The organism is Acinetobacter baretiae (assembly GCF_015627105.1).
GTDB classification, from domain to species: Bacteria; Pseudomonadota; Gammaproteobacteria; order Pseudomonadales; family Moraxellaceae; genus Acinetobacter; species Acinetobacter baretiae.
Map to the genome: position 1 here is coordinate 127,540 of NZ_VTDM01000009.1, position 21,675 is coordinate 149,214.

The window sequence follows — 21,675 nt, forward strand, 5'->3', positions numbered from 1 at the left end:
TAATAAAATGAAATGATGATATGGCGAATCTAGACGAAATGTTTCAAGATGCGGTTAAAGCAACCAATTTCTTAAAAATGATTAGTAATCCACAACGTCTATTAATGATCTGTGCAGTGATGAAAAAGCCTGGTTTAACCAATGGTGAAATCAGTACTGAATGCGGATTGAGTATTTCTGCCACATCGCAACATCTTACAAAAATGTGTATGGAGGGAATACTGTACAAAGAAAAAGACGCTCAAATGAGTAGATACTACGTTAAAGAAAAAACAACAGAAGAAATCGTTTGGTCACTAAAAAGAGCATTTTCAAATGAATAACATCAATATATCGGGTTTAGTTCAAACGGCTAAAAATATTGTAAGTACCGAAAGCATTGGTTTGTGTATTTGTTTACTGAACCAAGCAGGACAAAAAGTGTTTTTTATTAGCTTGGGTCAAATTAAACCATGCAGTATAAAAATGAGTGAAATGAAAGCATTCACGTCTTATCAATTTACTCACGATAATGATGAAATATATCAATTACTCAAAAGTTTAGGCGATACACCACTTATTTCAGAACAATATTGTTTTATACCAGGAGGAAAATATATTCCAAATCTATTTGGACATGATGCATTTTTAGGAGTTTCTTCAACTGACCCAAGTCAAGATGCAAAAATAGCAGATGAACTTGTAAATTATTTATATCTAGGAGATAAAAAATGAAAAAAGTATTAGTGACAGGTGCAGGAAGTGGTTTTGGTCAACTTTATAGTATTGAGCTTGCAAAGCGAGGCTATGAGGTGTACGCAGGCGTTGAAATTACCAGTCAAATTACACAGCTTAGAAATATTTTAAAGGCACAAAATTTAACTGCACATGTGTTTAAATTGGATATTTGTAGTGAGATTGATCAAACTTACGCAAGTCATTTAGATATTGATATCTTAGTCAACAATGCAGGTATTGGTGAAGGTGGTTCACTTGCCGATATGCCAAGTGAAGTGTTAAGAAAACAATTCGAAGTCAATTTTTTTTCAACCATTACATTAACACAGAAAATATTAAAAAATTTGGTGAAAAAAGGACAAGGTAGAGTCGTATTTATCTCTTCTATTGGTGGTGTTGTATCTTTAGAAAAATATGGCGCTTACTGTGCATCTAAACACGCTTTAGAAGCAGCAGCACAAGCTTTAAATCAAGAAGTTTCACCTTTAGGCGTAAGTTTTGCGACCATCAACCCAGGGCCGTACTTAACAGGATTTAATGATAGAATGACTGAAGCGTCCAATGCATGGTATGACGCCAATAACGCAGTCGTAAATCATGACAATCCAACATTTGGTCAAGATCAGTATCCACAAGAACAAGATATTGAAAAAATGGTGGATGTGATTGTAGATCCAACATCAAAATTTAGAAATATGTTTCCATTAGAAATTAATCAGCCATTTAAAGATATGCAAGCGAGTGTTTGGGACGCTTAAACATCAATAGAGCTTAACAATGACGTTAAGCTCTATTTTTTCATATATCGCAGATGTATTGCCACATTGATAAAGACAATACACGTTAGAGTAGATACTGAATTACCCCAATTCTTGAGGGTCGATATCTATTGATAAGCGAATATGAGAAGGGGTGATAGCACGAACTTGTTGCCACCAATGACTGACATAGTAATGTAATTGGGCTCTGTTTTCAGACAGCAATAGCATGTGTGCATGGTATTTACCTGCTTTTCGTTGCATTGGGGCGGGTATTGGCCCCCAAATATCAATACTTTGTTGTGCAGATGTTGTTAGGGTTTCGGCACATTGGGTTAAAAATGCTAAATGATCTTTTTCATTTTTTGCATCACTACGAATTAACACACTATAACGATAAGGCGGAAGACAAGCACTTTCTCTTTCTTTTAAAGTTTGCTGTGCAAAAGTGCGGTAATCATGTTCAAGTAACGTATGTAGGATTGGATGATCTGGCCGAAGTGTTTGTAAAATAACCTCGCCGTGCACGTTTCCACGCCCTGCTCGTCCAGAGACTTGGGTAATGAGTTGTGCTGTACGTTCAGGTGCACGAAAATCGACACTCAGTAAACCTGCATCGACATCTAAAATTGCGACTAAACTCACATGAGGGAAATGATGCCCCTTAGCGAGCATTTGTGTTCCTAATAAAATGAGTGGTTTTTCTGTATGAATTTGAGCATATATTTTTTCTAAACTGCCTACATGACGGGTACTGTCTTTATCAACTCTAAGTACATCATAGGTTGGAAAGAGTTCTTTTAACCCTTCTTCAATTTTTACCGTACCTAAACCAATGGGTTTAAGTGTTGTATGTTGACAGGCAGGGCAATGTTTAGGCAACGTCTGTATCAAGCCACAATGATGACAGTGCAAATGGGTGTAAGGCTGTGTGTGTAAGGTAAAATGAGCATCGCATTGTGGACAATTGGCCTGCCATGCACATGACTCACACATGAGTACGGGTGCATAGCCACGTCGATTTAAAAAAACCAATACTTGCTGATTTTTTTGTAAGGTTGCTTTAATTTTTTCAATCAACATTACACTTAAACCATGCTGTTTAGGGGCAATTTTTAAGTCAAGAATATGCATTTTAGGCAAACTTGCATGACCCGCTCTTTGATTGAGTATCAGGTGTGTTAACTTACCGTGTTTGGCTAAAGCAAAGCTATCAATACTGGGGGTGGCAGATCCTAAAATCACGGGGCATTGTGCTAAATATCCTCGATATAAAGCAACGTCCCTTGCATGGTAGCGAAATCCCTCTTGTTGTTTAAAAGAAAGATCATGTTCTTCATCTAAAATAATTAACCCTAAATCAGGTATAGGTACATAAATTGCAGAACGTGTTCCTAAAATGATACCCGCTTGGCCTGTTTGTGCTTGTTGCCATGCCTGTAGACGTTTTGTTTCATTGAGCCCTGAATGTAATAGTGCAATTGGGCAATCAAATCGAGCACTGAATCTAGCAATCGTTTGTGGGGTAAGTCCTATTTCAGGAACTAAAACCAGTACTTGTTTATTTTGTTTTAATATTTGCCACATGATTTGCAAATAAATTTCTGTTTTCCCACTACCTGTAATTCCATCGAGTAAATAACCGTGATATTGCGTGAGTAAGGGCAAAATTTGATTGAGTACATGTTGCTGTTCTGTATTCGCGATGAGCTCGTTTTCTGCTAAATTCACGGGGTGGCGACTAAAATCAATAGGTACGTCTTGTTTTGTAATGAGTTGTTTTTTTTCTAATGTTTTGAGGGTGGCTGTACTGATCCCTTGTTGGTTTAATTGGTTTTCGAGTACATGGCCTTGGTGCGTTTGTAAATATTCATATGCTACTTTTTGTTTGCTTGAGCGTTTGAGCTGTTGATCAAGGTCATGTGGTGTAGGGTTGAGTTGCCATTCGGGCGTTACAACATCATAACGATGACCTTGTCTTAATTTGGCAGGGAAAGCGCTTTGTATCACCTCACCTAAAGGGTACATATAATATTGTGCTGACCAAATGAGTAATTTTAAAATGTGTTGGTCAAGTAATGGTTTTTGATCGAGAATATCTGTAATTTTTTTGAGTTTAAATTGTGTGGAAAGCTCGGTGTCTAGGGCAATTTTTTCAATCACAATAGCCACACATATTTGACGTCCAAAAGGAACAGAAACTCGCATACCTATTTTAAGATCTGCATATTGTTGCGCAGAGACTTCGTAATCAAAGCAATCGTGAATGGGTACAGGTACGGCAACACGAATACGATAGGGAAGAAGATGATTCATGTTTCATTCAACTAGAAGTATATTTTATGTACATTTTAGTCCCTCATGGCGTAAATATGTCATATACGATTTACGCCATGAAGGAGGATATTAACGTCTTGATTTAAAAGAAACATCTATACTACGTGGGCGATAATACCAACCTAATACTAATAAAATGACTGAAAATAGCAAAATCGGGGAGTCACCAAGGCGACTATACATGGTTTGCCCTGTAAAAGCGGGTACGTCGTGGCGTAAAACCAATGCTTTATCTTGCGGTGCTTGCGCAACAATTTGGCCGTGTTCATTGATAAATGCGGTTACTCCCGTATTGGTTGCTCGCATAAACCAGCGTCCATTTTCTTTGGCACGCATTTGTACCATTTGTAAATGTTGCCATGGGCCTGCTGTCCCTGTAAACCATGCATCGTTAGAAATGGTGGTCATATAGTCACTACCGATGGCATTTAATCGGGTGAGGTTAGGGTAAGCAACCTCATAACAAATGGCTACACCAAGAGCGTGGTGCTTTATTGTTAAATGTGGTTGAGGGGCTTGTCCTGCAGACATTCCACCACCACTTGGATCATTTTGAAGTGCAGGAAGTACCCATTTAAGAAGTCCTGCCATTGGAATATATTCACCAAATGGGACTAAACGTTGCTTTTTATATAAGCCTGAAGCATTTTGACCCGAAAGCATGAGTGCATTATAAAGTAATAGTTGTTGCGCCTGTTCCGATGCTTTTACATCGTAATACAACATGCCAACACCCCATGCAGAACCTGTTTGTCGCGCATGTTCAGTGACTTGATCAATAAAGGGTTGTACTGAGGTTTGTAACATGGGAATAGAAGATTCAGGCCAAAGTACTAAATCTCGCCCCCATTCAGATGCACTTAATGCGCTATAAATATCGAGTGTTTTGTATTGATAGGCTTCTTGCCATTTTAGATCTTGAGGAATGTTTCCTTGTATTAAAGATACAGAGAGGGGTTGATCTGCTTTAGGTGTAACAAAACTGATTAAACTTGCTCCCCATGCGCCGAGCAGTACGATTAATATTGGGATGAGCCAAAAAAAACGCTTTTTAAAGAGTTCTACGCATGCTGTTGCAATAAAAACAGCAACAAATGACACACCAAACACCCCTAAAAGAGGCGCATACGCATCAAGATAGGCTTGAGTAAATGCATAGCCGACAAATAGCCATGGAAACCCTGTAAAGAGCCATGTTTTTAGCCATTCAAACAAAATCCAAATGGGAGTAAATGTCAGCGGTGTTTCGGGGAAAAATCGTTTATAAACCCAACTAGATACTGCGCTAAATAGACCCATTACGAGAGCAAGTAGGCCAATAAGTAAAACGGAAACAGGGGAGCTTGTATCGCCGTATTCATGGATAGAGGTATATAACCAAAACGCACCAACAAACCACAAACCTATGCCATAACACCAGCCTAAAATAAAAGCTTGAGGTGCGCTACGTTCATTTAAACACGCATATAAACATGCAGGCGAGAGAAGGGCTAGCCACCAATAACCATAAGGCGCAAGTGCAAAGCTAAATAGCCCTCCTGCCATGAGTGTAATGAAAGATAATAAGGCAAGTGGGCATTTTTTTAGATGAAAGCCATTTAGACTCATTTGCGCACAGCTCGAATCAGTTGAATCGTCCGAGAATCTGCGGTCACAATGGTAAAGGTCCAGTCTTCTAATTCAATCACTTGGCCTTGTAAATCATTGACTAAACCAATTTCTTGTAACAGTAGTCCTGCCACTGTTTCGACTTCATCGTCTGAAAAATTGGCATTTAATACGCTATTGAAATGTTCAATTGGTGTAAGTGCTTGTACAATCCATGCAGGTTTATCTTGATGCTTTGAATCTGGTAAGATCAGTTGACTTTCTTCATTGGCATCATCGTGTTCGTCTTCAATTTCGCCCACAATTTCTTCTAAAATATCTTCTAATGTGACCAGCCCTGATGTTGCACCATGCTCATCAATAACAATGGCAATATGTGTTTGTGTATTTTTAAGCATACGCAATACTTGGTCAGAACGTGCACTTTCTGGAATGAAAAGTGGTTGTCTGATGAGTGCTGAAATGTCCACTTTGGCAGTGGCTTCAGATAAAAATGGCAACAAGTCTTTGGCCAACAATACGCCCACCACTGTATCTGGATGGTTTTCACAAAATACAGGAAAGCGAGAGTGTGCAGACTCTGTTAAAATAGGTAAAATATCAAGAAGTTGGTCATTTTCTTGTAGGCTGACCATTGCAGTACGTGGGGTCATGACCTCACGAATTTTGGTTGCAGGAAGGTCAAGTACACCTTCAAGCATCGCCACAGTATCGGGTTCTAAAAAGCGCTTAGAGTCTTGTACTAATTTAAGTAATTCATCTCTGGTTTCAGGTGCTGTACCTAACCATTTTCTTAAGCCACGCATGCCCCACGATGGGCTTGATTCCTCGTGCATGATCCTTCCTAATTAGAGGTGTGTTTTTATCTGATTGAATGGTCATCATACCGAAGAAAAATGGCAGATGCATTAACAAAACCATGTTAAATATGTAAAAAAAACAAATCACGATCTAGATTATTGGTCGTGATTTCTTCGTAATGATGGGCTTTTTAAAAAATAATCATCTTTTGAGCCATAAGAGGCTAACTATTGATGAAAATACACCCAATGTAATCGATCTTTTCATGAAGACAAAACAGTCTTGCCAACATGTTTACGCTTAACCCTAATGATGAAACAATCAAGTTGTTTGATGCCTGTGATGTATGATTTAAAAACAGCATAAAAGCGTATGGTTATAATTAGGAGGTCGTTAGGATTTTCATTTGTGTGTTATTTCAATGGTACAACACAGGTAAACACAAAGTATTGTCGTGGCGATGCCAGTCATTGTTGTTTTAAACAGTCTTTGCTAAACATGTGAATTATTTTATGTCGTTGAGCACTCTATGTGTTTTTAATCGATTAATAAATTTTATGTCTTATTTTAAGAGGCCTAGCTGTTTTATAGTTTGTGATAAAATAACTTTATTTACCTATAAAAGGGAGCGTCATGTCTGATTCGGCAATCATGGTACATGTTCAATTAGATACTCAAGGGTTGTATTGCCCAGATCCCATCATGATGCTTAGAAAAGCCATTCGTCAATTACAAGTCGGAGAAGTTGTTGAGGTGGTGGCAACAGATCCGTCAACCTCTTGGGATATTCCTCGATTTTGTGTACACATGAATCATGAATTATTATTGCAAGAGCAAACACTCAGTGAACAACAAAAAAAGTGTTATCGTTATTTGATTAAAAAAGGTGCGTAGTACATCGGCTATAGCTTTACTATAGCCGATGCGATGTGTAGTGATTACATGTTTGGATAGTTTGGCCCACCGCCACCTTCAGGTGTGACCCATGTAATATTTTGCGATGGGTCTTTGATATCGCAACTTTTACAATGCACACAGTTGGCCGCATTAATTTGAAAACGTGGTTTTTGATTGTCCTCTTCCACAATTTCATAAACGCCAGCAGGGCAGTAGCGCTGTGCTGGCTCATCCCATTTGGGTAAATTGACATTTACAGGAATATCGGCATTGGTCAGCTTTAAATGTGCAGGTTGATTTTCTTCATGTACGGTATTTGAAATAAATACAGATGATAAGCGATCAAAGGTGATTACACCATCTGCTTTTGGATAGTTTGGTTTAAAGTGGACCGCATCTTTCGTTTTTAATGCCGCAAAATCTGGTGTGAGGTCATGTAAAGTAAATGGTACTTTAAATAGATTTTGGTCGACAAAGTTAAATGCACCGCCTAAAAATGTTCCAAATTTATGCATGGCAGGGCCAAAGTTACGGCTATTATATAGCTCCTCTTTAAGCCAGCTTTGATTAAATTTTTCTGTATAAGCCGTGGTTTCCTTAATGAAATGGTCTTCACCTTCACTTACACGGGCAATGGCAAGATCGCCACCTTTTGCTACACCTTCTGCAATTGCTTCAAAGACGGCTTCAGCACACAGCATGCCTGATTTCATGGCCGTATGAGAGCCTTTAATTTTTGCAAAATTCAGAAAACCTGCATCATCACCAATCAAACAGCCACCAGCAAAGGTCAGTTTGGGTAGCGCATTTAGCCCTCCTTTTACGACTGCGCGTGCACCGTAAGATACACGTTTACCACCTTCTAAAAATTGTTGAATCAGTGGATGTGTTTTCCAACGTTGCATTTCCATAAATGGATACATATGAGGATTTTGATAGGAGAGATCAATAATCATGCCTAAAGTCACTTGGTTGTTTTCTGCATGATATAACCACCATCCACCAGAAGATGCCGTTTCAGTGAGCGGCCAACCTGCGCCGTGCATCACTAATCCTTCTTGATGTTTGGCTGGGTCGATATCCCATAACTCTTTAATACCAATGCCGTAATGTTGTGGGTCGGAATTTTTATCTAAGTTAAATTTTTCAATGAGTTGTTTGCCTAAGCTACCACGGCAACCTTCTGCAAATATTGTATATTTGGCATGAAGCTCATAACCTGGCGTAAAGTTTGAAGTTGGTTCGCCATCTTTACCTACGCCCATGTCGCCGGTTTGAATGCCTTTGACAGTTCCGTCTTCATGATACAAAATGTCTGATGCGGCAAAACCTGGAAACACTGCAACTTCAAGTTCTTCAGCTTTTTCTCCGAGCCAACGCACAACATTGCCTAAAGATACAATGTAGTTACCTTGGTTATGCATGGTTTTTGGAACCATCCAGTGCGGTGCTTCTTGATGTTTTGTGTCAGACATTAAAAAATAGGTTTTATCTTCTTTTACCGACACATTCAGTGGAGCACCCTCTTGTTTCCAATGTGGGAAAAGCTCATCTAATGCACGGGGTTCGAGCACAGCTCCTGATAAAATGTGTGCTCCTACTTCTGAGCCTTTTTCTACGACACATACGCTTAAATCAGACAAATCGTTTTCAATTGCTAACTGACGAATCTTAATTGCTGCAGAAAGCCCAGCTGGGCCTGCACCAACAATAACAACGTCAAACTCCATCGATTCACGTTCGATGTGTTCCATGTAGGACTCCTCATATTTTTAAAGGTGGCAACCAAATCATCAGGTTATGGTGCTGCCATGAGTGTTTTGTATAGCATAATGACCACGATGTATGCTTTGGGTCATTTTCAGTTACTATAGCGATAAACATAGCTCTATATTTTCTGTCAAATGAGGCATAAAAGCGATGGTAAATGACAATATTTGCCCTGATTTGTGTAAAAAAAATGCACATAAAGCCAATACATTGGTGCATACAGCAGGTCATAGCCCAGATTTAAGCACTATTCTAGCACATCATGACATTCCGCCTTTACACACATGGCACCCGACCCAATGTGGAGAAATGGATTTATGTATTCACTCAGATGGCACATGGTGGCATGAAGGTGAGCAGATTCATCGTGAAGCACTGGTTCGTCAATTCTCTCGTATTTTATGTAAAGAAGGGTCGTTTTATTTTTTAAAAACACCAGTCGAAAAAATAAAAATTCAAGTTCAAGATGCACCATTACACATTGAACGTATAGAGCGTATGTGTGTTGATGATAAAGATATTTTATATTTTTACACCACAGATGGTGATGGCGTCATGCTCGATGAACAACATCGTGTATTTATGCAATCTTATCAGGGTGAAGATAGACCTTATATTTGGATACGTTACGGACTTCATGCATTAATTCCACGAGCTATTTTTTTACATTTAATTGATGATGGGCAACTTAGCCAAGATGAAACAGGTAAAACAATATTGATGCTACAAAGTGGTGATTTTTGTTTGCATTTAACGGCATGAGGTTTAATATTCAGCATATCTTGCTTAAGCCATTTTATTTTGATGATGAACAGTATTTCTTCTGTTGTAGTATCTGTTTCAAAACAATCACCCATTGGAGTCTTTGACTCGGGTGTAGGTGGCTTGTCGGTGGTCAAAGAAATTTGTGAATATTTACCTCATGAGCAGATTATTTATTTGGCAGATACGGCGCATGTACCGTACGGAATAAAAACAGATGAGGAAATTCGTGCGCTCACATCTATTGCGGTAGAGTGGTTATATCAACAGGGCTGTAAAATTGTAGTGGTTGCATGTAATACGGCATCTGCATTTAGTCTCGATTTTTTAAGACAAAAATATGGTGAGCGTTTTCCAATTATTGGGCTTGTACCCGCATTAAAACCCGCAGTCTTAAATACAAAAACAAAAAAAGTGGCAGTACTTGCAACACCTGCCACTTTTCGTGGCAAATTAATTCAAGATGTGGTCGAGTATTTTGCCAAACCTCAAGGGGTTGAGGTGATGACGGTGACTTGTTTGGAGTTAGTCCCTATTGTAGAAGCAGGGCAACAATATGCGGTTGAAACGCAAGAGTTGCTCCAACGTATTTTAAGTCCTGTGATGGCCAAAGGTGCTGATTATTTAGTACTTGGTTGTACGCATTATCCTTTTTTAAGACCGAGTATTGATGCATTTTTGCTAAATCAAATGACTATAGTCGACTCAGGGCAGGCGGTAGCACGCCATGTTGGTCGTGTTTTAGCACATCATCAATTAAATACAGCATCTCATCGAGCGAATCGACCACAAGTGATTTGCTATTTTACAGGTGGGGATACTGCCCATCTAGATACTTTATTAAAACAATTATTACCTCCACAAGTGTCTTGGAATGTTGCAAAATTTACGACATATTAAGTACCTCTACTCTTTTATTTATTATCAATATATTTCAAAAATGATAAATAGCATTAATGAGTCTATTTCATGGTCGATAAGCGGTATCAAGTTTTTATTTCTACATCGGGCTTAGATCAATCAGATGCCTACAGAACTTTATGTCAAACTCTTGTTGTGATGGGGTGTTTTCCATGGGGAGTTGAACAACGTTCTGCAAAAACAGCCACACTTGCACGGCGGCAAATTGATGAAAGTGATTATGTGGTTTTACTATTAGGTGCAGATTATGGCATTTTATCTTCTTCTGGCATGAGTTATGTACAGCTTGAATATATTTATGCTTTGGCTCGACAAAAACCGGTCATTGCATTTATGTCAGCGAATCCACGTGATGTCAGTTGCTATACTCAAATGTCTAAAGACACACAGAAAAAATTTGAGCTATTTAGACAGCAAATTTTACATGATGTGCAGTACGTGTTTGAATTTGAAGATATGGCAGATTTAGAATTCAAAGCGCGTTTACATATGCCAGAAGCACTTTTACATTATCCAGCACAAGGCTGGATTCGGTCGTATGGTACTCGTTTATTACAAGATGAGATTCGGCGTTTAAGACAACGTGTAGACGTATTAGAAGATGCAAAACCAAAACATCGCTGTGCCCCAAGTATGTTGAATTTAGCACCTGTAGAATGCGAAGATTTGTTTGAAATACAGTATCATTTGCGGGCTTATGACCCTACAGGTCAATACCGTCTCAAACAAGTTAAAACATTAACATGGTTGAATATTTTACAAATATTGGCACAATATTTTTCGAAACCAAAACCTGAAGCACATTTTGTATATTGTTTAAATCGGTATTTGGAAAAAGTGGCTTTATCCGATGCGTGTATGTCTCATCCTAATTTGACTGAAGTTTCGGAAGTAAATATTACCACGCAGTCATTACACAGGATCAAAGTACAGCTACAAAAAAATGCATGGATTGTACCAGTTGGTCGAGATCATCATCGTCATGTACTTTGGGAAATTACGCCTAAATCTGTTACAATACTTGAAAAATACGTTTCAAATAAATAATTTAACTTGATAATTGTTAATAGCGATTAGTTTAAATAAAAATACAAGTCATGGTTTAGTTTTAATTAAAACTAAAAAGCTTTACATTACACTTAAGTATCAAGAGCGACTGAAATGATGATTATAGAAAATAAACCCAAGGTCACTGTTATTCTCGCCAATTTGGGCACGCCAGACGCAGCGACTGCACCTGCTGTACGTGAGTTTTTAAAAGAATTTTTATCCGATACACGTGTTATTGAAATTCCTAAATTTCTTTGGCAAATTATTTTACGTATGTTTATTTTACCTTCCCGACCAAAACGTGTTGCAGAGGCATATGCATCGGTATGGTGGAATGATTCGCCAATGCGTGAAATTATGATGGATCAAGTCAAACATATTCAACAGGTGACGCCACAAAAGTATCCAAATTTAGACCTTAATATTGTACCTGCGATGACCTATGGTAATCCGGGTATGCAGGCATTGCTTAAGGATTTAAATGGTTCAGACACAGACCATATTTTATTGTTTCCGTTGTATCCACAATACTCTGCAACGTCTACAGCACCTCAGTTTGATATGTTGTCTAAATGGTCGCTAAAACAACGTAATATTCCGGGTGTGAGTATGATTCGTGATTATTATCAGCATCCACAATATATTAAAGCTTTGGCAGAAAGCGTCCGCCGTTATCGTGCTGAACATGGTACAGCAGATAAATTATTGATGTCTTTTCATGGTATTCCACAACCTTTTGCAGATAAAGGTGATCCGTACCCAGAACGTTGTCGTACAACAGCAAAACTTGTTGCACAAGAATTAGGACTAAAAGAGCATGAGTGGGCCACGAGTTTCCAATCTCGTTTTGGTTTACAAGAGTGGGTGAGACCGTATACCGATGAGCTTTTAGCAGAATGGGGTAAAAGTGGTGTTAAATCGGTTCAAATTATGAGCCCTGCATTTTCAGCAGATTGTTTGGAAACCCTAGAAGAGCTTGCTGTAGAAAATGCAGAGAACTTTAAACATGCAGGGGGAGAGTCCTATGCATATATTCCTGCATTAAATACAGATGAAATGCATTTACAGTTATTTGAAACATTACTTGATGCACATTTAACAGCGATAGATGTTACATTGGCGCAATATAAAAGTTAATTGAGAGACTTAGGTTATGTTGCAGGTTCAGATTATTCCAGTCACGCCATTTGCTCAAAACTGCTCTGTGGTTTGGGAGTCTGAAAGTAAAGAAGCTGTGGTGATTGATGCAGGTGGTGATGCTGCTAGAATTTGCCAGTATGTGACTGAAAATGGTTTAAATGTTAAAGCATTGTGGATTACACATGGCCATGTAGATCATATTGGTGCAGTTGGTGAATTGGCAAATTTATGGCAAATCCCAGTGGTGGGTCCGCACAAAGCAGATAAATTTTGGATAGATTCACTCCAAGAGGTCTCTGCAAAATATGGTTTTCCTACACCTGAACCTGTCAACGTAACACAGTGGTTAACTGGTGGTGATCGTTTATATTTAGGTGAGCATGAGTTTGAAGTTCGTTTTGCCCCAGGACACACCCCAGGTCACATTATGTTTTATCATGCTCAACATCACTTGCTATGGGCAGGTGATGTATTATTTAAAGAGTCGATTGGGCGTACCGATTTTCCACAAAGTAGCCATGCAGATTTAATCTCCTCTATTTGGCGAGAATGTTTGTCTTTACCTGATAATACGCAATTTATTGCAGGTCATGGCCCAACGAGCACCATAGGCCACGAACGAGCACATAATCCTTTTATTCAATCAAAAAATTAATCATCTAAATTTTTTTCATGTGCTGAGGGTGCCTCCTCACTTGGCAGGCGATAAGCATCACTTGCCCATGCACCAAGATCAATGAGCTTACAACGCTCAGAACAAAATGGACGAAACGTATTGTTTTGCCACGTAGAGTCTTCACCACAACGTGGACATGGAAATATAGTCTGCATAAAAATGATCCTAAACAGGCGGGTTAAATGTAGGCAAGTACGATTCGGCTTGTTAGACTGACGCCAATATTTATAGGTTTGATCTGATTATGCCGATTCGTCAATTTCAAGCACAGCGTATGATTGCACCACGCCAATTCCAGCCCATTAAAAATGAACCTGTCGTGGTTGAAATTGGTGCGGGTAAAGGTAAACACGCATTACAGTTTGTACAGCAATTTCCAGAAACAACCTTGTATGCCATCGAACGTACTCGTGAAAAATTTGATGCGATGCTTAAACAGGCTAAAAGTATGTCAAATGATCACTTTTATCCGATTCATGCAGACGCATTGCCGTGGATAACTCATGCATTATACCCAAAACAAGTCACCACATTTTATATTTTATATCCCAATCCTGAACCACATAATCCCGCTCAACGTTGGTTAAATATGCCATTTTTTGAATTTTTATTGTCGCGTTTGGTCGAGGGTGGGCAAATTATTTTAGCCAGTAATCTGGCTGAATATATTTCAGAAGCTGAACAACAACTTCTACACGTGTGGCATTTACCGTATCAAAAACAGATCATTGATACACATTCAGCAAGAACCCATTTTGAAGTAAAATATTTAGCTCGTGGTGAACAATGTCAACAGTTAGTCATCACAAAACCTGAATATTATCAAACACGTTTTGATGATTTTTCTCCATTAAATGGTATAAATGCATGAGTCAACCATCTGTAGCGATTGTGGGTGCTGGCCCTGCGGGACTAATGGCAGCAGACGTCTTAAGCCAACAAGGTTATGCAGTACAGGTATTTGAACAAATGCCATCAGCTGCACGTAAGTTTTTAATGGCAGGAAAAACAGGGCTTAATATTTCGCATATCGAACAGATTGAAGCATTTATTCAACGTTATGATGCGACAACGTGGGTAGGCCCATGGGTAGAAAAATACGATGCTTCTTGGATTCGAGCATGGATGCAAACACTTGGAATAGCGTCGTATGTTGGATCTTCAGGGAGAATTTTTCCTGTGGAAATGAAAGCTGCTCCGTTATTACGTGCATGGTTAACGCGTTTACAGCAACAAGGTGTGCAATTTTATTATCGGCATCGTTGTATTGATTTAATTGGACAATCTCTAACGTTGCAAAATACACGCGATGCAGAAGTGAAAAAACAATCTTTTGATGCTGTTATTTTAGCATGTGGGGCGGTATCTTGGCAGAAACTTGGTAGTGACGGACGTTGGTTGGCATGGATGGCTTCAGATGAGGTCAATCCATTTCAGCCAAGTAATGCAGGAGTAGTGCGTACATGGTCTGAATATATGCAACCGATCTTTGGCCAACCCTTGAAAGGAATTCGTGCGTGGGTGGAAACGGAAGAAAATGCAGTGACAGGCGATATTATTCTTACCCAATATGGTTTTGAAAGTGGTGTGATTTATCGTTTAAATCGTGCCTTACGAGTACAAGGCATAACATCGAAAAAATACGTGTTAAATGTAGATTTATTGCCTCAAATTTCTTATGAACAACTTGTACTTCGACTAATACAGTATAGAAAGCAATCTTTAAATAATCGGTTACGTAAAACAGGCTTAGATGCAGTAAAATCAGCATTACTTAAAGAAATCGTTGATCGTGGCCAATGGTCAAATGCCGAAATAATGGCATTACATATTAAAAAATTATCCATCGATTTAAATGGGTTTAGACCCATAGATGAAGCGATTAGCTGTGCAGGTGGCATTAAACAAACGGCTTTAAGTACAGAATTGCAACTCAAGAGCCAACCTCATGTGTTTTGCTGTGGTGAAATGCTAGATTGGGATGCGCCTACGGGCGGATATTTGCTGACTGCATGTTTGGCGAGTGGTCGTGTTGCAGGGCATGGTGTTGATCGTTTTTTATCGCAAAAAAGTGAATCGTAATGATACATTGAGCTGTGTTGATCTCATCAGTAGCCTTGGTCTGATATAATAAACACAGCCCATCGAGCCAGCAAAATATAATAACTTTGAAATGATTTTTTTCGATCAAATATGCGTTTATATGAAAATACATGTAAACGTAGATGGGTATTGTTGGCTAATTACACAGATATTAAGATGAACAACCGAAGATATTTTATGGTGATTACACGCATACTTTTTTAAAAGGTAGAGTTTTAACAAAATCATTGCGAGTATTTTTAGTATACGTTTAGAGTATGATCAGGTCGATAAAATCTAGCCTATAATTTTTTAGGAAATATGTATTTGAGCAATTGCATGGTTCATACTTTTTTCTGTACTTTCGCTCAGTAAATATAAAAACCTTAAATATTTATTTGTTTTATCGAGACAAATATTTCTATAGTGAAACCGTGAAACCGTGAAACCGTGAAACCGTGAAACCGTGAAACCGTGAAACCGTGAAACCGTGAAACCGTGAAACCGTGAAACCGTGAAACCGTGAAACCGTGAAACCGTGAAACCGTGAAACCGTGAAACCGTCTAATGATTCATGCAAATAATATTAAAGGCTTCGCTATATGTATTCTTTAATTGTTAATTGTATTTCTGATCCGCGATTTGAGTGATATAACACTTATTTTCATTATTTGTATTTATTTTTTAGGTGAAATTGCCGTGTTTGCCATACACGATGGTCATAAAAAACTGCTTATTTAAATAAAATTAGATAAAACAGTAGTTTAATGATAAGTCTTAGCCATAATTTGGATTATCTTTATATTTTCTAATTAAAATAATGATTCAAGAGCGTTTTATTTAAGCTCATCTTGTTAAGCTTTATCATCAAAGAAAATTTTAAAAAATAATCAGGAGAAGCACAGTGGGGTATTCATTATTTGCAATCGCATGTGGTTCTGTTCTCGGAGGATGGTTGCGTTGGTTTATTGGCCTCAAGCTCAATACGCTATACGCTTCAATTCCTTTAGGTACGGTCTGTGTAAATTTAGTCGGTGGTTTTATTATTGGTTTTTTAGTGGCTTTTTTTGCACAAAGTACGTTGAGTGAACAGTATAAATTATTTTTGATTACAGGTTTCTGTGGTGGATTAACCACATTTTCCACTTTCTCAGTAGAGGTCGTGGCAATGTTACAACAGGGGCGAGTGACAACAGCTTTGCTTACTATTGCGATACATGTTGTTGGTGCATTGCTGTGTACGTTGGCAGGAATGGCAAGTTATCATTATGTCACCACCTCTTAGGTGATGACATGATACTACGTCTGAAATTTATCCTTTTTCTGCCAATACAGCCCCTGAAAAAACCACACCATTCCAGCCATGTTGCATAAACTGGCGAATATTTTGATGATCGTGGCCATCTGGTGTATCAATTACACTTTGATAATGCTCGGCAAATAAATTTAAAGTTTGTGCTTGGTCTAATTGTTGTAACTGCGCAAAATACAGTACTTTAGCACTGCCTTGATTTTCATGGGCTGTATTCTGTTGCGCACCATTTTTAAAGGCAGTAGGGGTATGTGTGTATAGTTCATCAATATACGCAATAATATCTTTAAATTGGCTGTGCTGTTGAAGCTGCTGTAAAATAAATTCTGCCATGTGTTGACTCATATAGGGTTAGGACATTGGCTACACGTTAGCAAGACTTTGTTCAAAAAGCGAGAGTATATTGATCGCTCTTTTATCGATCAGTAGGGGGAATTAACTCCTCAAAAAGATCATTTAAATTATCGTGCACTTTTAAATGAATTAAATTCCAATAGTGTCCAGAGACTGTACGATTAATCATGAGCGTATCTGGGGATGGTCTAAATAAATCCCAATATTTGAGCGATTGTTTCGCTAATTTTACGCCATCATGATGCGCACTATTTTCAGCAAAGTCATAATCTTTGGTCAATGGGCGCAGTAAAACATCTAACCATTGTTCATATAATGCTGGAGGAAACGCATTTTTTTCAGTGAGCGCACGTAGTGCCACCATGTGGTCTTCGAGAGCATTTAAATCGTTGTTTCTAGCGGCTGAAATCAGTTGTTTAAAATGTTGAATAATTTCAGGAGAGACAATTTTAACACCACCATAATCATACACCACTACTTCACCATTTTCTCTAAAGGAAAAGTTGCCAGGGTGAGGGTCGCAATGAAAACGTCTTAAATAGAAAATTTCTTGTCCCATTGCACGAAATAAGCGTTTACCTAATTCATTTCTCAATGGTTGAGGCCATGAACTTGCGGTTTGTATGCTTTCGCCTGGTTCGTAACTTAATGTGAGAATATGGCGTGTAGATAAATGTTTGTAAATAGATGGAATAATAATTTTAGTATCTAAGTTGGCGTGAAACGAGCGAGCAACTTCTAAATTTTGTGCTTCTATTTCGTAATTAAGCTCGTTACTTAAACTTTCTTGTATTTCATTAAACAATTGATCTTGTAGCTTTTTATCTATTTTAAGTACGCCCATAAGTCGTAATGCTAAACGAACTTGTTTTAAATCGCTTTCGCAAGCTTCATCTACACCCGGGTACTGTACTTTAACAACGACATCTTCACCACTATGAAGTTTTGCTCTGTGTACTTGGCCAATAGAAGCTGCTGCAAAAGGTGTTTCATCAAAAGATGCAAAGATCGTATGTAATGGTTGTGCTAGCTCTTTTTCAATATATGGTTTAATTTGATCAAACGGCATTGCAGGCGCTTGACGTTGTAATTTTTCAATGGCTTTACTGACTTCAGGTGGGAAAATATCTTTGTATTGAGATGCAATTTGCCCCACTTTCATCACAGCACCTTTCATCTCACCTAACGTGTTGGCAATTTGCACCCCAATGTCATGAAATAATTGTTGCTTTGCAGATGTTTTTTCAGTTTCATTAGAAGTGATATTGCGAATGGTATTAGATACAGTTTTGCTCGCAATACTTGCTGTCATGGTGGCGAGTTTTAAAAAGCGTTTGCTTGATGATGCCATAGCCAATAGCCTTTTTTTATAACTAAGATTTATGCAAAATAATAACGGTGTTGTTGTATACAGTATATCTATTCGTGTTCAATTTTTGTTGTTCGGTAAACAGTGTGGAAAAGATTTTCCACACTGCGATCGCTTTATGCTTTGCCTTCAGCTTCAGCCGCAGCCATTTGCGCACGCTGTAAGTTAGCTTCAAATTCTGCATCGAAGTTAATAGGTGTTAGCAATAATTGCGGGAAGCTACCTTTAGTGACTAAGTCATTCACTGCTTCACGTAAAAATGGGAACAAAATATTTGGGCAATATGCCCCCAAAATGTAAGGTAGGCGATCTTCTTCAACGCCATCAACCAAGAAAATTCCTGCTTGTGTGACATCTACAATAAAAGCTGTTTCAGACGCATTTTTTGCTTCTACAACCACTTTTAATGCAACTTCAAAATGCGTATCATCGACTTTATCGGCAGTTGACGATAGGTTGATGTTCAGTTCAGGTTGCCATTCTTTTGTAAAAACATGTGCCCCAGGAACTTCAAAAGAAACATCTTTGGTATATAGACGTTCAAGTGCCAATTGCGGTTGTTGTTCTTCGCTCATTATAAAGTCCTTTGTGTTAAAATTTAAGCCACCAGATCATCAAGTTTACCTTCACGATCAAGCGCATAAAGTTGATCAAAACCACCAATAAATTGGTCATTGATAAAAATTTGAGGAACCGTACGATAATTCGTTTTTTGCATCAATTCTGTACGAACTTCAGGCGCCTCATTTGATAAATTTACTTCTTTATATTCAATGCCTTTACGCTGTAAAAGTTGTTTTGCACGAACGCAATATGGGCATACTGTAGTTGAGTAGACAACAACTTTTGACATACTTTTCTCCAAAATCTTATTTAGGTTTAACCAATGGTAACCCTTGAGCTTTCCAATTGGCTACACCACCATCTAAACGATAGCTGTCGCTGTGATTCACTTGTGATAATGCTGATCCTGCAACTTGACCTAGGTTACAAATGAATACCAAAGGACGTTCCGATGTTTTTAATTCTTCAATATGACTTGCAAGTTTACTGTACGGAATATTACGACTACCACTAATGTGTCCTTCGCGGTAATCTTTGGCATCTCTTAAATCAATGAGCATTGCATTTTTAGCTTTAACTAAAATACCAAGGGATTGTGCCGATATTTTGCGACCGTTGCGTTTACCCTCAACAACAAAAAATGATACGATAAGAATCGCAAGCAGAGCAAACAAAAAGGGGTGATTCCCCATAAATTCGAACCAACGTTCCACAATTCACCTGATAACCGTTAAAAATGAGTTTGAGTATAGCTTATATTGATGGTGATCAAAAACCTCGCTTCAAGGGTAATCTCAAAGAAATTTAGCTTTTTTGCTGTGCTTCTTGAATTTCATCGCATAGACGTAAAAAACTCTCTAAACGTCTTGGTAAAATATCACCCTGTAATGCTGCTTTTTCTAAAGCACAATTCTTGGCCTGTTTATGGGTACAATTTCTAAATTGGCATTGACCAATTAACGCTGAAATTTCAGGAAATCCTGAATAAATGGCATCTTCTGTTAAATGCCATAAACCAAATTCACGAATGCCAGGGGAGTCAATAAGGGCACCACTTTGGCCAAAATCAATCAGTCGGGTCGATGTCGTGGTATGTTGGCCAAGTGCTGAATTTTCAGAAATAACATTAATTTTTTGTGAGGCATCTGGCAAAATTGCATTAATTAATGAGCTTTTGCCAACACCTGATTGTCCAACAAATGCAACTGTTTCACCGTCAAGCCTTTGTGTTAAAGCATCAACGTGCCCATGTGCATGTGTGGTCATTACTTCATAACCTAATGCTTGATACTCTTGTAACAGTGTTTGAATATGATGATTTTGATCGATTAAGTCTGCTTTGTTGAGAACCAACAGTGTGGGAATGTTGGCATGTTGGCATGCGACTAAGTAGCGATCAATGAGTGTGGGTGCAGGTTCTGGTAGGGGTGCAAAAACAATGACAATTAAACTGATATTGGCTGCAACGGGTTTAACTTTATGGTAACGATCTGGACGTGTGAGTAAGGATTGTCTGGCGTGAATTGCAGTAATAATACCTAGACCTGTATTGGGGTCTGCTTGCCATGTCACACGATCACCTGTCACGAGTAGTTCAAGGTTAGTTCGTGTATGACAACGCCAAACACTGCCTAATGTGATGGGCTTCCAAAAAGGTTCTGGGTCATTTGGCCCAACCGTGGGTTTTTCAGGATGTATTTCAGGCACAGACAATGCCTTAATTTCAAGTTGACGTCCATAATGTTGAACGACAAGACCTTCAAGGTCATTAGATGTATCTAGATCATCTTGTCGAGATTGATGTTGTTTATGAATGCGTCGCTTTTGCTGGTCGGTTAAACGTCGTTTACGAATGAGAGCCATTCAAACCCTGAAACAAAATAGATAAACCGCAAAAATAGCATGAAGGCGGAGACAATTACAGCCAAGACAGGATAAATTTGCTAATATTAATATTTATTAATGAATAAGCATTGATTTCATGAGCAGCACATTACAAACGCGGTTAATTTGGATTGACCTTGAAATGACAGGGCTAGACACAGACAACGATAAGATTATCGAAATTGCAACGATTATTACCGATGATCATTTAAATATTCTTGCCGAAGGCCCTGTGTTAGCAGTACATCAGCCAGATACGATTTTGAATGCGATGGATGAATGGAATACGCGTCAGCATGGTCAATCTGGTTTAATTCAGCGTGTGCGCCGTAGTACGCTCACGATACGAGATGCAGAGTTGCAAACGCTTGAGTTTTTAAAAAAATGGGTATCACCAAAATCATCTCCAATGTGTGGTAATTCTATTTGCCAAGACCGTCGTTTTATGCACCGTTTAATGCCTGAATTAGAGCAATTCTTTCATTATCGTCATTTAGATGTTTCTTCGGTGAAAGAGCTTGCCAAGCGTTGGAGACCAGAAATTATGGATGGTCTTAAAAAAGAAGCGTCTCATTTGGCATTAGATGATATTAGGGATTCCATTCGTGAGCTGAAATATTATCGAGAATATTTCTTTATTACTAATTAATAAAATCATCTGTTGTGTCATGAT

Annotated in this window: 24 protein-coding genes; 13 read left to right on the forward strand and 11 right to left on the reverse strand. The window is 38.4% G+C overall.

All coding sequences use genetic code 11. The features are described from left to right. Positions 1-20 precede the first annotated feature (20 nt). The 3 genes from I2F17_RS04590 to I2F17_RS04600 are packed head-to-tail and all read left to right on the forward strand — an operon-like array spanning position 21 to position 1,475. Positions 21-323, forward strand: a complete 303-nt coding sequence (locus tag I2F17_RS04590; RefSeq protein WP_196422221.1) for an ArsR/SmtB family transcription factor — start codon at positions 21-23, stop codon at positions 321-323. Continuing rightward, positions 316-714, forward strand: a complete 399-nt coding sequence (locus I2F17_RS04595) for a heme-binding protein (RefSeq protein WP_211139205.1) — start codon at positions 316-318, stop codon at positions 712-714. Before I2F17_RS04590 ends, I2F17_RS04595 begins: the two co-directional genes overlap by 8 nt. Further along, on the forward strand, positions 711-1,475 hold the full coding sequence (locus I2F17_RS04600; RefSeq protein ID WP_211139206.1) for an SDR family oxidoreductase: 765 nt from the start codon (positions 711-713) through the stop codon (positions 1,473-1,475). Before I2F17_RS04595 ends, I2F17_RS04600 begins: the two co-directional genes overlap by 4 nt. A 102-nt stretch (positions 1,476-1,577) precedes the next feature. Here I2F17_RS04600 and I2F17_RS04605 read toward each other — a convergent pair whose 3' ends face one another. The 3 genes from I2F17_RS04605 to I2F17_RS04615 form a co-directional block, all read right to left on the reverse strand. Beyond that, the gene (locus I2F17_RS04605) at positions 1,578-3,791 is read right to left on the reverse strand and encodes a primosomal protein N' (RefSeq protein ID WP_211139207.1); all 2,214 of its coding nucleotides are present in this window, start codon (positions 3,789-3,791) and stop codon (positions 1,578-1,580) included. Between the two features lie 90 nt (positions 3,792-3,881). After that, positions 3,882-5,420, reverse strand: coding sequence for an apolipoprotein N-acyltransferase (lnt, locus tag I2F17_RS04610; RefSeq protein ID WP_196422225.1), 1,539 nt, complete (start codon positions 5,418-5,420; stop codon positions 3,882-3,884). Continuing rightward, a complete protein-coding gene (locus tag I2F17_RS04615; RefSeq protein WP_211139208.1) occupies positions 5,417-6,256 on the reverse strand; it encodes an HlyC/CorC family transporter in 840 nt (279 codons plus the stop codon). Before I2F17_RS04615 ends, lnt begins: the two co-directional genes overlap by 4 nt. Positions 6,257-6,854: 598 nt before the next feature. Between I2F17_RS04615 and tusA the strand changes: the two genes are divergently transcribed. Next, positions 6,855-7,115, forward strand: a complete 261-nt coding sequence (tusA, locus tag I2F17_RS04620; RefSeq protein ID WP_196422226.1) for a sulfurtransferase TusA — start codon at positions 6,855-6,857, stop codon at positions 7,113-7,115. Positions 7,116-7,159: 44 nt separating this feature from the next. Here tusA and I2F17_RS04625 read toward each other — a convergent pair whose 3' ends face one another. Next, positions 7,160-8,872, reverse strand: a complete 1,713-nt coding sequence (locus I2F17_RS04625) for an electron transfer flavoprotein-ubiquinone oxidoreductase (RefSeq protein WP_211139209.1) — start codon at positions 8,870-8,872, stop codon at positions 7,160-7,162. A 166-nt stretch (positions 8,873-9,038) separates the two neighbouring features. Between I2F17_RS04625 and I2F17_RS04630 the strand changes: the two genes are divergently transcribed. From I2F17_RS04630 to I2F17_RS04650, 5 genes are all read left to right on the forward strand, one after another. Then, positions 9,039-9,650 carry a DUF1285 domain-containing protein gene (locus I2F17_RS04630; protein ID WP_211139210.1) on the forward strand — a complete coding sequence of 204 codons (612 nt, stop codon included), beginning with the start codon at positions 9,039-9,041 and terminating at the stop codon, positions 9,648-9,650. 42 nt (positions 9,651-9,692) lie between these two features. Beyond that, positions 9,693-10,550: a glutamate racemase gene (gene murI, locus I2F17_RS04635; RefSeq protein WP_196422229.1), complete on the forward strand. Its 858-nt coding sequence runs from the start codon at positions 9,693-9,695 to the stop codon at positions 10,548-10,550. Positions 10,551-10,619: 69 nt separating this feature from the next. Beyond that, positions 10,620-11,618 carry a DUF4062 domain-containing protein gene (locus I2F17_RS04640; RefSeq protein WP_211139211.1) on the forward strand — a complete coding sequence of 333 codons (999 nt, stop codon included), beginning with the start codon at positions 10,620-10,622 and terminating at the stop codon, positions 11,616-11,618. 117 nt (positions 11,619-11,735) lie between these two features. After that, entirely contained in the window at positions 11,736-12,758 is a 1,023-nt protein-coding gene (gene hemH / locus I2F17_RS04645; protein ID WP_196422306.1) for a ferrochelatase, read from the forward strand. Positions 12,759-12,774: 16 nt separating this feature from the next. Continuing rightward, entirely contained in the window at positions 12,775-13,416 is a 642-nt protein-coding gene (locus tag I2F17_RS04650) for an MBL fold metallo-hydrolase (RefSeq protein ID WP_211139212.1), read from the forward strand. On the opposite strand, the gene I2F17_RS04655 is transcribed toward I2F17_RS04650, so the two are convergent. After that, positions 13,413-13,592 (reverse strand): DNA gyrase inhibitor YacG, encoded by a 180-nt coding sequence (locus I2F17_RS04655; RefSeq protein WP_196422232.1) that lies wholly within the window; start codon positions 13,590-13,592, stop codon positions 13,413-13,415. The two genes, I2F17_RS04650 and I2F17_RS04655, sit on opposite strands and share 4 nt — an antisense overlap. Before the next feature lie 89 nt (positions 13,593-13,681). On the opposite strand from I2F17_RS04655, the gene I2F17_RS04660 reads away from it, so the two are divergent. The 3 genes from I2F17_RS04660 (at position 13,682) to crcB (ending at position 16,804) form a co-directional block, all read left to right on the forward strand. Beyond that, the gene (locus I2F17_RS04660) at positions 13,682-14,308 is read left to right on the forward strand and encodes a class I SAM-dependent methyltransferase (RefSeq protein WP_196422233.1); all 627 of its coding nucleotides are present in this window, start codon (positions 13,682-13,684) and stop codon (positions 14,306-14,308) included. Next, positions 14,305-15,519, forward strand: a complete 1,215-nt coding sequence (locus I2F17_RS04665; RefSeq protein ID WP_196422234.1) for a TIGR03862 family flavoprotein — start codon at positions 14,305-14,307, stop codon at positions 15,517-15,519. Before I2F17_RS04660 ends, I2F17_RS04665 begins: the two co-directional genes overlap by 4 nt. 904 nt (positions 15,520-16,423) lie before the next feature. Further along, complete coding sequence (crcB, locus tag I2F17_RS04670; RefSeq protein ID WP_196422235.1) at positions 16,424-16,804, forward strand: fluoride efflux transporter CrcB; 381 nt, start codon at positions 16,424-16,426, stop codon at positions 16,802-16,804. 27 nt (positions 16,805-16,831) lie between these two features. Here the strand turns inward: crcB and I2F17_RS04675 are convergent, their stop codons facing one another. The 6 genes from I2F17_RS04675 to rsgA all read right to left on the reverse strand — a co-directional run bounded on the left by I2F17_RS04675 (position 16,832) and on the right by rsgA (position 20,981). Beyond that, positions 16,832-17,164 carry a HopJ type III effector protein gene (locus I2F17_RS04675; RefSeq protein ID WP_211139213.1) on the reverse strand — a complete coding sequence of 111 codons (333 nt, stop codon included), beginning with the start codon at positions 17,162-17,164 and terminating at the stop codon, positions 16,832-16,834. Positions 17,165-17,246: 82 nt separating this feature from the next. Beyond that, positions 17,247-18,536: an ABC1 kinase family protein gene (locus I2F17_RS04680; RefSeq protein ID WP_196422237.1), complete on the reverse strand. Its 1,290-nt coding sequence runs from the start codon at positions 18,534-18,536 to the stop codon at positions 17,247-17,249. 134 nt (positions 18,537-18,670) lie between these two features. Continuing rightward, on the reverse strand, positions 18,671-19,129 hold the full coding sequence (gene secB, locus I2F17_RS04685) for a protein-export chaperone SecB (RefSeq protein ID WP_196422238.1): 459 nt from the start codon (positions 19,127-19,129) through the stop codon (positions 18,671-18,673). Positions 19,130-19,152: 23 nt separating this feature from the next. Continuing rightward, positions 19,153-19,407 carry a glutaredoxin 3 gene (gene grxC, locus I2F17_RS04690; RefSeq protein ID WP_196422239.1) on the reverse strand — a complete coding sequence of 85 codons (255 nt, stop codon included), beginning with the start codon at positions 19,405-19,407 and terminating at the stop codon, positions 19,153-19,155. Positions 19,408-19,423: 16 nt separating this feature from the next. Further along, entirely contained in the window at positions 19,424-19,831 is a 408-nt protein-coding gene (locus I2F17_RS04695) for a rhodanese-like domain-containing protein (protein ID WP_196422240.1), read from the reverse strand. A gap of 91 nt (positions 19,832-19,922) precedes the next feature. After that, positions 19,923-20,981, reverse strand: a complete 1,059-nt coding sequence (gene rsgA, locus I2F17_RS04700) for a ribosome small subunit-dependent GTPase A (RefSeq protein ID WP_211139214.1) — start codon at positions 20,979-20,981, stop codon at positions 19,923-19,925. 118 nt (positions 20,982-21,099) lie between these two features. Between rsgA and orn the strand changes: the two genes are divergently transcribed. Next, positions 21,100-21,651 carry an oligoribonuclease gene (orn, locus tag I2F17_RS04705; protein ID WP_196422242.1) on the forward strand — a complete coding sequence of 184 codons (552 nt, stop codon included), beginning with the start codon at positions 21,100-21,102 and terminating at the stop codon, positions 21,649-21,651. The last annotated feature ends 24 nt before the right edge of the window (positions 21,652-21,675 follow it).